We start from the raw sequence: 14,556 nt of genomic DNA on the forward strand, positions 1-14,556 counted from the left end.
TATAGTATAAATTATAGTCAAATAATTAGCACTGTCGAGAGGAGAGTGCTAAAAGATTTATTAAATTTCAGATCAGGAAATAAATTTACACAGTTTTTTCGCAATGTCCACAAAAGCACCTGTTATTTGGCTATTTTCATGAATCTTTTTTTGTGTTTTTTTCCACCCGGTCATACAATAATCCAATCCCTTATATTCACTGGAATCTCCCCCCTTTACAAAGGGCAAAATATTTACGTTTTATTGTAGTCTCAGAAACGAATATACGATTTTTGAAAAAAAGGCTTGCATAGCCCCCTGTATTATGATAGTATTGTTCTTGCGCCGGGGTGTAGCGCAGTTGGCTAGCGCGCTATCTTAGGGAGGTAGAGGCCGCAAGTTCGAATCTTGTCACTCCGACTCATACAAAAAGGTTGACTTCACAGTCAACCTTTTTTGTTATCCAAATGTCATCAGTCGTTATGGAGGGATGATATGAAATTCCAGGGAACCATCAATACCTACAGCCTGATCGAAGGGGCCCAAAAAGCAACAGGCCTGACAGTGATCATAGACGTATTCAGAGCCTTCTCCCTTGAAGCCTATCTCTATAGCATGGGAGCCCGGCAGATACGTCCCACAGGGAGCCTTGAAGAGACCTACGCCTGGAGAGACAGGGATCCTGACTGCCTCCTCATAGGCGAGAGACAGGGCAAGATGTGCGAGGGTTTTGACTATGGCAATTCCCCATCCACTGTGGACCCGGAGCGCATCAGAGGCAGTCTTATCATACATACCAGCAGCGCTGGGGTACAGGGCGTAAACAGTGCAGTCCGCGCAGAGCGCATCATCACAGGGAGCCTTGTTAATGCCGCTGCGGTCGCCGCATATATCAAGAGAGAGGCACCGGATGAAGTATCCCTGGTATGCATGGGAAATGGCGGCGTAGCGCCTGCCAGAGAGGATGAGCTATGTGCATCCTATATAAGGTCAATGCTGTTAGATGAGGATATGCCGGATCTTGATGATAAGATCAGGGACCTTAGATACAATGGCGGGGAGCATTTCTTTGATCCCGCCCTTCAGGAGATCTTCCCAAAGGAAGATTTCTATATGTGTACGAAAAGGGACCTTTTTAACTTCATCATTAGAATAGAAAAGGACGATAAAGGTCTGATATCAGTAATGGAGCAGTGATTCTGACTCTCTTATATCAAAGCTTAGGTATAAAGGTAGGAAGAGATATACTCTGCCTCTTAAATTCCGAGCCTGCAGTCAAAGCTGCAATACGGTCCAGGTCAGCCTGGGGCACATCCTCTGCGCAGCCTCTGATCACAGCATCTATATAGGCATATCTGGTACCTAGATTGTCCTCGTCAGTGCGTCCTGTGAGGCCGTCTGAAGGGGCCTTGACAACCAGTCTCTCAGGGATATCGTCGCATAAGCGTCCTATAGCTATGACTTCAGTCACAGTCAGGCCTCCAAGAGGTGAGAAATCACCTACCTGGTCTCCCCATCTGGTCTCCCAGCCCACATAAGTCTCAGAGAGATTGCAGGTATTGGCCACCCTGCCACCTATAGACTGGGATACTGCATAAAGTGATGACATGCGAAGCCTGGGAGGAAGGTTGGTCTGGGCCTGCTTTGTCATGGTTATTCCAGCTTTCCCCAGCTGCTTTTCTATTCCCAGATAGGAATCACTTATATTGATCTCTGCATAAGGGATGCCCAGAGACTCTACCAGTTCATAGGAATCCTCTATATCAGGCTGAACACCATTGGGCATCAGCACACCAAATACTCTGTCAGCTCCAAGAGCTGCCTTGCAAAGGGATGCTGCGATGGTAGAATCCTTGCCTCCGCTGAGTCCCAGAACTGCTTTGGCATCCTTACCATTTATCTCAAACCACTCTCTGATCCATTTGATCAGATCTTCTCTAACCGCTGCTGCATCAAAAATATAACTCATATCTACCTCCCGGTCATCAATAATAGCTGTATCGATCAATTAACACTAATGATAATAGCATCCACGCCAGTAATCAAGATTCCAGGTCCCCTTCCTTGATCACATAGTTGTGGAGCCTGGTCTCATTCTTTATAAGATGCTCATCACGAATAGTCTGCTCCGTATCTGATACCAGCTTCCAAAAGTCAGCTGCCGGAAGGCGGACTGCGCCCTTGCCCATGATGATGACCTGCTCTATGGAATCAGAGCTGGCCACGGTCACATTATATTCATGCTGCAACCTCCCGCTGGCCTTCTCTATATATTGATCCGCAGTCTCAGCCTCTTTGGTATAGATGACGCACAGATTGTGATAGTGATAGACGTGCTCCTGCCCGCCCTTTACCTTGTAGGCATCAAATACCAGTATCAGAGTCTCTCTGCAATAGCCCTGATAATTGGACAGTATATCCATGAGCTTGTCCCTGGCTCCGTTTATATCACGCTCAGCCAGAGCCTTAAGCTCAGGAGATGCAAAGAGCACATTGTAGCCATCGATCAGCAGGTAGGAATCAGCCTTTCGCCCTTGCCTTCGGCGCCTGGCTTCCTCGGCTTTGGCAGCGTACTTGGGGTCAGAGATCCCAGGCTCTTTTCTTTCAGCTACATTGACTACCCTGTCCTCCTGCCTGCTCCTTTCCTTAATAGGGCCATAGGTCCTCTCAAATATAGCCTTAAGCTCATCATTGGCAGCATCTATGCGCTTTCTTCTCTCGGAGAAGGTCAGCTCTTCCTCTATCCTCTCTCCTGCAGAGCCGGTAAAGCTCCTGATATCAGAGCCTGTATATTCTGATAGTATGGCATTGTCTCCGCCGTGGGCGTCATCGCCAGTTCCTTCTCCATCTCTTATTTCCCCTGCAGGTCTCCAGCCGGTATCCACATGCATCATGGACCTGACCATATTCCAGGGTATGGGCGTGCCTGCCCCATGAGAGCAAAATACCGAATAACATGGATTAGCTTCGTCCAGCTCAGGATCATAGCCCTTGTCCCTGATGATCTCTTCTGCATTGTGACAGGGCTCATAGCCGGAGAGCTGACACTCCATACGGCCTTCGCCTGAGGTATAGCCCCTTAAGGTCTCCGCATAGTCTCCAAGGCACGCAGCTGGAAGGCTGCCTGTGATAGACGCCCTGTCGCCCTCTATGACAGGAGAGCTGATAGTGGCATACATCTGCTGCAGGTCACTCATGGCCCTGCCAAGATTATTCCTGGGCAGATCTATCTCGTATCTGTAATAGGGCTCCAGGAGGATAGAGCCTGCCATCATCAGCCCCTGCCTCACAGCTCTGTAGGTTGCCTGCCTGAAGTCTCCACCTTCTGTATGCTTGAGATGAGCCTTGCCCCCTATTACAGTGATGCGCATATCTGTGATCTCAGCGCCTGTGAGCACTCCTCTGTGCTTCTTTTCCGCAAGGTGGGTCATGATCAGTCTCTGCCAGTTCAGTGCCAGGAGGTCTCTTGGACAGTCCATGGCAAAAGACAGGCCGCTCCCGGGCCCTGTAGGTTCCAGCATAAGATGCACCTCTGCGTAGTGCCGCAGGGGCTCAAAATGCCCAACTCCCTCTACAGGCGCATCTATGGTCTCCTTGTAGACTATCTGGCCTTCTCCAAAGTCTATGGCCACGCCGTAGCGCTCATTCATAAGATTCTTTATGATCTCTTTTTGTACAGTGCCCATGACACGTACGTATATATCTCCGCTATCTTCCATCCTGCTGACAGACAGTCCCGGCTCCTCTTCCTGGAGAAGAGTCAGATACTGCCATACCTTGTATGGATCGGCATCATCTGTCAGTATGATACGGCAGTTTAGTATAGGCTCTATGAGCTCTGTTACCTTGCCAAGGTCACCTCCCAGGCCTTCTCCTGCCCTGACATAAGGAAGGCCCAGCACGGCACATACAGTTCCTGCAGGAGCCGTAGTCACCAGCTTGTATTTGCCGCCAGAATAGAGCCTGATCTCAGCAATCTTGCTCTCAAAGGGATTACCTTCATTATCCGCAGTAGTTATGCTGTCCCTGACATTAAGGCTTCCTCCTGTCACCTTGAGAAGGGCCAGTCTCTCGCCTTCCTCGCCGCGCATGATCTTGTATACCCTGGCACCAAATTCATCAGGATAACGCCCGGCAGGAATATATCTGCAGACCATGGATAGGAGCTCTTCTACCCCCTCCATCTTAAGGGCACTGCCAAAGAGCATTGGAAAAAGGCGTCTTGCAGCTACAAGGCGCGATATATCTTCATCTGTCAGCTCTTCCGTTTCCAGATATCGCTCCATGAGCTCATCATCGCATACTGCTATATTCTCAGCCACTTCAGGATCATCAGTTCCCTTTTGGACATTGACAAGGTTGCTGCCAAATTCGTCTCTGAGCTCAGCTTCCAGCCGCTCCATATCAGCGCCGGGCTGGTCCATCTTGTTCACAAATATAAAGGCAGGCACACCATAGTGCTCCAGGAGCTTCCAGAGCGTCCTGACCTGGGCTCCGACGCCGTCTGCTGCGCTGATCACCAGGATAGCTGCGTCCAGCACACCCAGTGTCCTCTCCATCTCAGGAGAAAAATCCACGTGTCCCGGAGTATCCAGCAAAGTGATCTCCCTGCCAAATGCCTCCATCCTGGCCTGCTTGGAAAAGATGGTGATACCCCTCTTCTTCTCAATATCAAAGGTATCAAGGAAAGCATCTCCATGGTCTACACGGCCCGCTTTCCTGATGGTACCTGTGGTATACAGGAGTGATTCAGAGAGGGTTGTCTTGCCGGCATCCACATGAGCCAGGATTCCCAAATTTAAAATATTTGAATCAATCATATATATCCCCGGTCAATCTATCAGCTTGATCTGCTTTGCTTAGCTGATATTTTTATCATCTAATAAAACACAGTTCAAAAGAGGTCCATGGCATCTCTGATGCTGGATACACCTATGATCTCCACGCCCTTAACCTTGCCTATCCTCTTCCTGGCACTCTCAGGCAGAATGATGGTCTTAAAGCCCAGCTTGGCAGCCTCAGCCACCCTGGTCTCAGCCATACCAACGCTCCTGACTTCTCCCGAGAGACCCACTTCGCCAAAGGCCACAAGGTCAGGGGATATTGGCCTGTTCTTAAAGCTGGATATCACAGCAAGGCATATACCCAGATCCAGCGCAGGCTCCTGCATCTTGAGTCCACCTGCCAGATTGATATAGGCATCACAATCTGACATCATAAGGCCTACCCTCTTCTCAAGGACTGCCATCAGGAGATTCACGCGGTTAAAATCTGTTCCGTTGGCCTGTCTCCTGGGAAAGCCAAAGTTGGTCCTGCAGACCAGTGCCTGCACTTCAAGGAGTATAGGCCTTGTGCCTGTCACAGCGCAGGTCACTATGCAGCCACTGGCATCCCCTGGGCGTCCGTCCAACATGAATTCTGAAGGATTCTCCACTTCTGCCAGACCGTCCTCCCTCATCTCGAATACGCCTATCTCATTGGTGGAGCCAAAGCGATTCTTGACTCCTCTGAGTATCCTGTAAGAGGCATTCCTGTCTCCTTCAAAATAGAGCACAGTATCCACCATATGCTCCAGGACCCTGGGCCCTGCAACAGTGCCTTCCTTGGTCACATGTCCCACTATCAGTATGGATATGCCGCGACTCTTGGCAATCCTAAGGAGTACTGCAGTGGCCTCCCTGACCTGGGATACACTGCCCGGAGCGGATGTCACATCCTCGCTGTACATGGTCTGTATGGAATCGATGATCACTATCTCAGGAGATGTCCTCTCTATGACCGTCTCTATATCAGACAGGGATGTCTCGCACAAAAAGGTCAGATCATCGGTAAACTCGCCTATCCTGGAAGCTCTAAGCTTGATCTGCCTTAGGGATTCCTCGCCTGATATATAGAGGATCTTACGGCCATCTGCTGCCATATTCCTGCATACCTGAAGCAGAAGGGTCGACTTGCCTATACCGGGATCTCCGCCTACCAGAGTAAGAGAGCCCCTGACCAGGCCGCCGCCCAGCACTCTGTTGAGTTCTCCAATATGGGTATCGCTCCTGTCCTCCCGGCCCAGTTCTATCTGGCTAAGGCTCTTGGGACTTAAGCTGCTCCCTGCCCCTTCCGGAGCAAAGCCTGTCCTTTTCTTCTTATCAGCTTTGACAGTCTCCTCCACCATAGTGTTCCATTCCCGGCATCCGGGACACTGGCCCATCCATTTGGATGACTCAAAGCCGCAGCTCTGGCAGTAAAATACTGTCTTTATCTTGGTAGCCACATTCTCCTCCCCGCATTCATATCTTCTATGCTATGTAAGTACTGTAACAAACACGGCCATACACCAGATGTATGACCGTGCCAATATAATCATATTTATTTAGTTGGATCAGGCAGTGTGAACACTTACTGCTACAGGCTGGCCTGACAGCTCCACGCTGATGGAAAGCTTGCCTCCAAGCCCCGTCTTCATCTTGCCTTCACTGACGCCTCCCACCGTTACCATATACTCGGTGTTATCAGCAAGTCCCAGTGTGATCTGAGCATCTTCGGGACCTTCTACTTCAAAATCGAATCCCTTCTCACTCTCCTTAAAATGGCTTACTGTCGTTCCGGGAACTGACTCGTATACGAACATGTCGTTCGCCTCAAGCCTTGTGATGTCCTTAAATGTTTTGACCTTGAGCAGGTCTCCTTCGTGCTTAAAATCCTCAAGCTTTTGCTTGCTGGCAAGCTCATAATTGCCAAAGCTGATACTGCCATCAGACTCTGCTCGCAGCAACTGTTCTACAACAGCCATATGGAACCTCCTATAAAGTACAATATGAAAATTAGGATAAGGTAATTATACCATAAACTATTTCGTCAAATTGGGTTTTTGTATTAATCCTTCTTAATTGTTTTTATGAAGATGCTTTTTTAGAAGCAGTTTTCCTTGCCGCTGTTTTCTTTGCAGGTGCCTTGCGGCCTGTCTTCGCAGCAGTCTTACGGGCTGCAGTCTTGCGGCTTGCAGTCTTTTTGCTGCGGGTGGCAGTGCTCTCAGGACCGGTAGAGCTGAAGGTCACCTTATCCTTCTTGTAATCTATAAGGACAGAGCTGTCTCTCTTAATATTGCCCCTAAGGAGCTCCTCAGCCATGGCATCCTCAATAACAGTCTGCATCGCTCTCTTAAGAGGTCTGGCGCCCATCTTCACATCGGCATATTTATCCACCAGATGCTTCTTGACAGCGTTAGACAGCCTAAGCTTAATATCTAGCTGGCTCTTACATCTCTTGACAAGAGAGTCTGTGAGCAGAGTCACGATCTGCATCATCTCTTCATTTGTGAGCTGATGGAATACCATGATCTCATCTATCCTGTTGATAAATTCAGGCTTGAAGAGGCGCTTTACTTCTTCCATAACAGCACTCTTCATGGCCTCATAATCCTTCTTGGCATCATCATGGGTATCAAAGCCCAGCTTCTTGGGGCTGACGATACGCTGAGCGCCTACATTGGAGGTCATGATGATGATGGTATTCTTAAAGGATACCTTGCGGCCCTTGGCATCTGTGATATGTCCGTCGTCCAGCACCTGGAGCAGGATGTTGAATACGTCAGGATGAGCCTTCTCAATCTCGTCAAAGAGGATAACGGAATATGGATTCCTCCTGACTTTCTCAGAGAGCTGGCCGCCATCGTCATAGCCTACATATCCCGGAGGTGATCCGATCATCTTGGACACACTATGGGATTCCATATATTCTGACATATCAACCCTGATCAGGGATGACTCACTGCCAAACATAGCTTCTGCCAGAGCCTTGGACAGCTCTGTCTTACCTACACCGGTAGGTCCAAGGAAAAGGAATGAACCAATGGGACGGTTAGGATCCTGCAGACCTACTCTGCCTCTTCTGATAGCCTTGGACACAGCTTCTACAGCCTCTGACTGTCCGATGACCCTCTTATGGAGAGTATCCTCCAGCTTCAACAGTCTCTCAGATTCCTTTTCGGCAATCTTCTTTACAGGGATCTTGGTCCAAAGAGCTACTACCTCGGCAATATCATTTTCACTGACTGTGATAGAGCCTTCAGCTTCCCTCTTCTCGCCCTGGGCTTTCATCCTGTTATATTTCTTGATCAGGAGAGACTGCTTTCTGTTAAGCTCTCCTGCCTTACGATAATCCTCACTTCTAAGAGCCTCTTCTACCTGATCATCCATCTCTTTGATCAGGCTATCCAGCTCTCTCATCTTGGAATTATCTCCCATGGAGCGCAGGCGCACTGCGGAAGCTGCTTCGTCGATAAGATCGATCGCCTTATCAGGGAGATTCCTGTCATTGATATATCTGTTAGAGAGCTCTGCAGCAGCCTTCACAGCTTCAGGCAGGACTCTCACATGATGGTGCTCTTCGTATTTGTAGAGGATACCGTTTAAGATATCCAGAGTCTCTTCAAGTGTGGGCTCATCCACTGTAACAGGCTGGAAGCGCCTCTCCAGCGCTGCGTCCTTTTCAACATACTTGCGATACTCGGTGATGGTGGTAGCGCCGATTATCTGTATCTCACCTCTTGCCAGTGAAGGCTTTAAGATATTGGAAGCATCAATGGCTCCCTCTGCTCCGCCTGCACCTATAAGAGTATGCATCTCATCTACGAAGAGGATGATATTGCCATCCTCCGCAACTTCATGGATGACCTTCTTGATCCTCTCCTCAAATTCACCTCTGTACTTGGAGCCTGCTATCATACCGGAGAGATCCAGAGTGAGCAGTCTCTTGTTCTGTACAGTAAAAGGCACATTGCCTGATACGATCCTCTGAGCAAGGCCTTCTACAACAGCAGTCTTACCTACGCCGGGTTCGCCGATGAGGCAGGGATTATTCTTGGTCCTTCTGGAGAGTATCTGGATCAGTCTCTTGATCTCAGCTTCTCTTCCGATCACAGGATCAAGCTTGCCTGATGCAGCCAGAGCTGTGAGGTCTCTGCTGTATTGAGACAGCGTTGTAGGCTTCTTTTTGCCGTTCTGACGTCTGCCAAGGTCTTCCTTTACAAGGTTGGGATCCTCACCCATAGCAGCAAGGGTCTCGGCATAGAGCTTCTGTACCGGGACATTGAGCGTACCTATGAGTCTGACAGCCACATTGTCACCATCCTTGATCAGGGCCAGAAGTATATGCTCTGTTCCTGTCTTGGATGCATGGAATCTGTCTGCCTGACGATGAGCCTCCTGCAATACCTGCTGAGCCCTGGGGCTAAAGCCGTCTCTGTCCATGGTGGTAATGGAACCATCCTGGACGATCAGGTCCTTGACCATATCCATAAGCTTCTTTTCATCAATACCGTTGTCAGCCAGGATCCTGGAAGCAACAGATCCCTCTTCCCTGATAAGTCCCAGCAGTATATGCTCGGTACCGATGTAATTCAGTTTCAGACTCCTGGAAGCCTTACCCGCCGCTTTGAGCGCACTCTCAGCCTTATCTGTAAACTGTGAATTCATCTATTATTCTTCCTCCTGATGTTTTGTCTGAAAATATATGTCGTAGATTTCGTCAACCATATCGTGGATCTCATTTCTGGATACATCCTTGCAGATAGCCCTGGCAAGTACCTGTACCAGTTCACTCCTGGCTTCCTCCATAGCCTTGAGCCTGTTGATGTCCACAGCGATCACAGCGCCCCTTCGCCTGTCGATCTTCACAAAACCCTCCCTTTGCAGGATGGCATATGCTTTGTTGACAGTGTGCATATTGATACCTATGTTATCGGCCAGATTCCTTACACTCGGTAGCTGTTCACCCTCTCTAATTTGAGAAGTTGCGATACCCAGTATGATCTGGTTGCACAGCTGCAGGTATATAGCATCTTCACTGTTAAAATCAATCTCGATAATCATATGACCACACTTTCATGATAAGGGAATGTCCCCATTCCCAAAGCCGTCCCGGGAGCAGCAAACGCTCCTCCCTGTGATATAAATACTATAACAGACATAGCAGACTGTCAATGACACATACATTCTTGGATAGAACATCCAAGAATGTATGCAAATAGGCCATTTGAGAGCGGCTAGGGCCGCTGGGCCTATTTGCTAGCTTCATGTTCTCACGAAACACGCAGTATATGCGTGTTTCTGAAGGTTCGTCTAATATCATATGCCATATTTCAAAAAAGTCCTCCTAAAGCAAAACTTATAGGGTCTGCTTCAGGAGGAATTTTCTTTTTTAATGATATTGTCATCCTTTATGCAGAGTCAAATAGAGCATCCTCTGCACCGGATAGGTCAGATCTTATCTTCTACGATCTTCATCCTTGTCCAGATCCAGGAATTCAAATTCCATATCGTCGTCATCTGCGAAGTTTCTGGCTCTGCGACTCCTGGGAGCGCTGCCTGCATCAGGATGTACCTGCTTGTCACGCTGAGGCTTCTCTTCAGCAATGGGCTGAGGCTCGTGATCGTAATCTTCCTCAGGATAGTCTGCGCCATCCTCAGGATATGCGCCCTCATCATAGCCTTCTACATCATAGTAGAGCATCTCGCGCAATCTCAAAAAGAGGATCACTGCGATGATGGTCAGTACTACTACCAGGATGAGAAGTACAATGGACAGACCGTTAAAGAGTGAACCTGAACCTGTACCATGCTCCTGCACATACTGGTTAGCCAGAAGCACGCCGTTTACCTCATACTGTACAGCCTGCTCGCCGCTGTTATCAACCAGCTGATATACGCCGTTTCCATCTACATATACAAAATAGGAATCAGATGAATTTGTAGCTACGATACCGTTTGAAGACTGTGAACTCTCCTGGTTCTCAGCTGAGCCTTCGCCTTCAGCATTTTCACCCTCACCTTCAGTGTTCTCACCTTCGCCTGCATCAGCATTTTCTACAGGTCCGTTTACAGTTACCAGATCGGATCTGATAAAGCCTGTAGTGCCGTCAGCCATGGATACATAGTACCATTCCTTGCCATCCGCATCCTTGGATGTACCTGTGATAGTAAGAGCATCGCCCTGAACTACTGTACCTGCTACGCTGTAGCCTGTACCTGCGCCGCTTCTTACATTGGCATTCTTGGTAGATACTGTAGCTGACTGAGGATCCATAGCTGTAACCTCGGTCTCGCCTGTAGTCTGAGCCGAAGCATCAGCTGTATTATCTGTTGCAGACGCTGCTGCATCTGCATTATTTGTATCTGTAGTATTGTTATCTGTAGTATTGTTATCTGTAGTAGAAGGAGCCTTCTTGGTAGGGACCTTGCCATCCACACTGATCAGATCTCCCCTGATCCAACCTGTGCCGCCCTGTACATTAACCTCGTACCAGGTATAGCCGTCTGCTCCTGTAGTCTGTGACAGGACCTGAATCTGCTGACCGGAAGAGAAGCTTCCCACTGCTTCACTCTGTGTGCTTGCCTCTGCACGTGCTCTGACACTGTTACTGGTGGTACCGTAAGTGTCTGCCAGAGCTACTGTTGATAAGAGTCCCAGACTCAGTATCATTGCAGCAGCCAGAAGGGCTATAACCCTTTTTATTCTCCCAAAACTCTTCTTTTTCATACTGCACCTCTTTTCAAACTCTTTCTTCAATTGCTTTGCCGATATCATGACGCATGTATTTACCGTCAAAGTCTACCCACTCAGTAGCCTCGTAAGCTCTCTTTCTCGCTGCACTCAGATCGTCACCCTTGGCTGTGATGCCAAGTACACGTCCCCCGCTTGTAACGACCCTTCCCTGAGCGTCGAAAGCTGTTCCTGCGTGGAAGCAGTAACAGTCATCAGCCTCAGCGAACTTATCAAGGCCACTTATGATCTTACCTTTTTCGTAATGTTCAGGATAGCCCCCCGATGCTAAAACCACGCATACTGCAGCCTTATCTTCGAATTCCAGATCGATCTCATCCAGTCTTTCATCGATGACCGCATTCATGACATCTATTATATCAGTTTTCATGCGAACAAGCACAACCTGTGTTTCAGGATCTCCAAAACGGGTATTGTACTCTACCACCTTGGGTCCCTCAGCAGTCATCATAAGGCCAAAATACAGTACGCCCTTAAAAGGTCTGCCTTCTGCTGCCATAGCATCAACAGTCTTTCTGTATATGGTCTCATTGGCCACCCGGTCAATCTCTTCTGTATAGAAGGGACTGGGAGAGAAGGTACCCATACCGCCTGTGTTAAGGCCTGTATCTCCGTCCCCTGCTCTCTTATGATCCTGAGAGGAAGCCATGAGCTTGTAATTGTGGCCATCCACAAAAGCCAGGACAGATACCTCCCTGCCTGTCATAAACTCTTCGATGACCATCTCATTGCCTGCTGTTCCGAATTTCTTGTCCAGCATGATCTCATCTACACCTGCCAGAGCTTCCTCAAGGCTGTTGCAGATCAGTACGCCCTTACCAAGAGCCAGGCCGTCAGCCTTAAGGACTACAGGGAATTTATTATAAGACTTCAGATACTCCTTGGCCTTGTCAGCTTCTGTGAATACTTCATAGGCCGCTGTGGGAATACCATACTTTTTCATCAGATTCTTGGAGAAGGACTTGCTGCCTTCGATGATAGCAGCGTTCTGCCTGGTACCAAATACTCTAAGGCCTTCCTCTTCCAGCCTGTCCACTATACCTGCGCACAGCGGATCATCCTGTGAGCAGATCACAAGATCTACTTCCTTTTCCTTGGCAAAAGCTGCGATCCTGTCAAATTCCATAACACCTATAGGTGCACATTCTGCAAGCTCTGCAATGCCCGCATTACCGGGGACACAATATATCTTATCGGCATGTTTGCTTCGTGAAACGGCTTCAACTATTGCATGTTCACGACCGCCTCCGCCTACTACCAGAATCTTCAATTCTTAGCTCCTCCCATATTCTTTAGCGATAAATTACAGATCAATATCTTCATATCTGTCTATAACGACATGACCGTCATTTATAGAAACACGGCCTGCTGCTATGAGATCCACAGCCATAGGCAGAATCTTCCACTCAGCTTCCTCCATAACTCTCCTCTGAAGAGACTCAGGAGTATCATCCTGTCTGATCATAACGGCTTTCTGCAGGATGATAGGACCTGTGTCAGTACCCTCATCTACAAAGTGTACTGTTGCTCCTGTCACTCTGACGCCTCTCTCCAGCACCTTCTCATGAACATGAAGTCCATAAAAGCCCTTGCCGCAAAATGAAGGGATCAGTGAAGGATGGATATTGATGATCCTGCCAGGAAAGGCTTCTACAACAGCAGGGGGTATATTAAGAAGACACCCTGCCAGTACGATCAGATCCGGCTCTGCACTCTTTAGTACTGAGAGGAACTCCCTGTTAAAGTCATCTCTTGTGGGATAATCCTTGGGAGATCTGCATACAGCCTCTATCCCGGCATTCCTGGCCCTTTCAAGGGCATAAGCCCCGGGGTTATTGGAAAAGACCATCACTATCTCAGCGTTCTTTATGGTCTTATTATTGATACCGTCGATCAGCGCCTGAAGGTTGGTGCCTCCTCCGCTGACGCACACTGCAAGCCTTAGCATAATTCAACACCCTTCTCGCCATTTTCGATATGGCCTACTACAAAGCCCTTCTCGCCTGAAGCTTCAATGGCTGCAAGAGTCTTGTCCACATCCTCTTTTCTCACGCAGAGTACCATGCCAAGGCCCATGTTGTAGGTGTTGTACATCATATGATCATCAACGCCGCCCTTTGCCTGCATGAGCTTAAAGATAGCAGGTACTTCGTAGCTGTCCTTACGAATCACAGCCTTCTTGTCATCAGGAAGCATCCTGGGTACATTCTCATAGAAACCACCGCCTGTGATATGACTGCAGCCTCTCACTCTCACGCCTGCTTCCTTGATAGCCTTCATCATATGTACATAGATCCTTGTGGGCTCAAGAAGTGCTTCACCAAGGGTCCTGCCCAGTTCATCATAATAAGTATCCAGACTCTCCCTCGTCATATCAAATATCTTTCTAACAAGAGAGAAGCCATTGGAATGAACACCGCTTGATGCTGCACCGATAAGTACGTCGCCGTCCTCAATCTCGCTTCCATCGATCAGGTCCTTCTTCTCACATACGCCTACGCTAAAGCCGGCCAGATCATAATCATCCTCAGGCATAAGTCCGGGATGCTCGGCTGTCTCGCCGCCTACCAGAGCGCAATCACTCATCTTGCAGCCTTCAGCTACTCCCTTGACGATAGCAGCTATCTTCTCAGGATAGTTCTTGCCGCATGCTATATAATCCAGGAAAAAGAGAGGCTCACCGCCTGCACATGCCACATCGTTGACACACATAGCTACGCAGTCGATACCGATGGTATCGTGCTTGTCCAAAAGAAATGCGATCTTAAGCTTGGTACCTACTCCGTCTGTTCCGGATAAAAGTACCGGGTGCTCCATATCCTTTATAGCTCCCAGATCAAATGCTCCTGAGAATCCTCCGATACCGCCCATAACCTCGGGCCTCATTGTAGTCTTTACATACTGCTTCATGAGTTCAACAGACTTGTAACCTGCCTCGATATCTACGCCTGCCTTCTTGTAATCCAGTGACACCTTATTTCCCTCCGATCATAATAAAACAATTGATACTGCCTATATATCGAT

The 14,556-nt window shown here is 48.5% G+C and carries 11 protein-coding genes and 1 tRNA gene; 2 read left to right on the forward strand and 10 right to left on the reverse strand.

All coding sequences use genetic code 11. The features are described from left to right. The first annotated feature begins 325 nt into the window (after positions 1 to 325). Positions 326 to 399, forward strand: a tRNA-Pro gene (locus G636_RS0107355). Between the two features lie 75 nt (positions 400 to 474). Continuing rightward, positions 475 to 1,176 (forward strand): 2-phosphosulfolactate phosphatase, encoded by a 702-nt coding sequence (locus tag G636_RS0107360; protein ID WP_026507510.1) that lies wholly within the window; start codon positions 475 to 477, stop codon positions 1,174 to 1,176. Positions 1,177 to 1,192: 16 nt separating this feature from the next. Here G636_RS0107360 and nadE read toward each other — a convergent pair whose 3' ends face one another. The 10 genes from nadE to purM all read right to left on the reverse strand — a co-directional run bounded on the left by nadE (position 1,193) and on the right by purM (position 14,499). Beyond that, entirely contained in the window at positions 1,193 to 1,948 is a 756-nt protein-coding gene (gene nadE, locus G636_RS0107365; protein ID WP_026507511.1) for an NAD(+) synthase, read from the reverse strand. A 73-nt stretch (positions 1,949 to 2,021) separates the two neighbouring features. Next, positions 2,022 to 4,799 carry a translation factor GTPase family protein gene (locus G636_RS17760; RefSeq protein WP_035779163.1) on the reverse strand — a complete coding sequence of 926 codons (2,778 nt, stop codon included), beginning with the start codon at positions 4,797 to 4,799 and terminating at the stop codon, positions 2,022 to 2,024. Positions 4,800 to 4,873: 74 nt separating this feature from the next. Next, a complete protein-coding gene (gene radA, locus G636_RS0107375) occupies positions 4,874 to 6,244 on the reverse strand; it encodes a DNA repair protein RadA (protein WP_026507512.1) in 1,371 nt (456 codons plus the stop codon). A gap of 108 nt (positions 6,245 to 6,352) precedes the next feature. Next, positions 6,353 to 6,763, reverse strand: coding sequence for a hypothetical protein (locus tag G636_RS0107380; protein WP_026507513.1), 411 nt, complete (start codon positions 6,761 to 6,763; stop codon positions 6,353 to 6,355). Positions 6,764 to 6,866: 103 nt separating this feature from the next. Next, positions 6,867 to 9,446 carry an ATP-dependent Clp protease ATP-binding subunit gene (locus tag G636_RS0107385; RefSeq protein WP_026507514.1) on the reverse strand — a complete coding sequence of 860 codons (2,580 nt, stop codon included), beginning with the start codon at positions 9,444 to 9,446 and terminating at the stop codon, positions 6,867 to 6,869. A 3-nt stretch (positions 9,447 to 9,449) separates the two neighbouring features. After that, a complete protein-coding gene (locus G636_RS0107390) occupies positions 9,450 to 9,842 on the reverse strand; it encodes a GntR family transcriptional regulator (protein WP_026507515.1) in 393 nt (130 codons plus the stop codon). Between the two features lie 394 nt (positions 9,843 to 10,236). Further along, positions 10,237 to 11,508 (reverse strand): SH3 domain-containing protein, encoded by a 1,272-nt coding sequence (locus G636_RS0107395; RefSeq protein WP_026507516.1) that lies wholly within the window; start codon positions 11,506 to 11,508, stop codon positions 10,237 to 10,239. Positions 11,509 to 11,521: 13 nt separating this feature from the next. Further along, entirely contained in the window at positions 11,522 to 12,802 is a 1,281-nt protein-coding gene (purD, locus tag G636_RS0107400) for a phosphoribosylamine--glycine ligase (protein WP_026507517.1), read from the reverse strand. A 33-nt stretch (positions 12,803 to 12,835) separates the two neighbouring features. Next, positions 12,836 to 13,480 (reverse strand): phosphoribosylglycinamide formyltransferase, encoded by a 645-nt coding sequence (purN, locus tag G636_RS0107405; RefSeq protein WP_026507518.1) that lies wholly within the window; start codon positions 13,478 to 13,480, stop codon positions 12,836 to 12,838. Then, positions 13,474 to 14,499 carry a phosphoribosylformylglycinamidine cyclo-ligase gene (purM, locus tag G636_RS0107410; RefSeq protein WP_026507519.1) on the reverse strand — a complete coding sequence of 342 codons (1,026 nt, stop codon included), beginning with the start codon at positions 14,497 to 14,499 and terminating at the stop codon, positions 13,474 to 13,476. The genes purN and purM overlap by 7 nt, the downstream gene beginning before the upstream one ends. Positions 14,500 to 14,556: the final 57 nt, after the last annotated feature.

The organism is Butyrivibrio sp. MC2013, from assembly GCF_000424585.1.
Classification (GTDB): domain Bacteria; phylum Bacillota; class Clostridia; order Lachnospirales; family Lachnospiraceae; genus Butyrivibrio.

Coding starts and splice junctions, on each gene's coding strand:
- G636_RS0107360 (WP_026507510.1), top strand. CDS start 475: ATGAAATTCCAGGGAACCATCAATACCTACAGCCTGATCGAAGGGGCC.
- nadE (WP_026507511.1), bottom strand. CDS start 1,948: ATGAGTTATATTTTTGATGCAGCAGCGGTTAGAGAAGATCTGATCAAA.
- G636_RS17760 (WP_035779163.1), bottom strand. CDS start 4,799: ATGATTGATTCAAATATTTTAAATTTGGGAATCCTGGCTCATGTGGAT.
- G636_RS0107380 (WP_026507513.1), bottom strand. CDS start 6,763: ATGGCTGTTGTAGAACAGTTGCTGCGAGCAGAGTCTGATGGCAGTATC.
- G636_RS0107385 (WP_026507514.1), bottom strand. CDS start 9,446: ATGAATTCACAGTTTACAGATAAGGCTGAGAGTGCGCTCAAAGCGGCG.
- G636_RS0107390 (WP_026507515.1), bottom strand. CDS start 9,842: ATGATTATCGAGATTGATTTTAACAGTGAAGATGCTATATACCTGCAG.
- G636_RS0107395 (WP_026507516.1), bottom strand. CDS start 11,508: ATGAAAAAGAAGAGTTTTGGGAGAATAAAAAGGGTTATAGCCCTTCTG.
- purN (WP_026507518.1), bottom strand. CDS start 13,480: ATGCTAAGGCTTGCAGTGTGCGTCAGCGGAGGAGGCACCAACCTTCAG.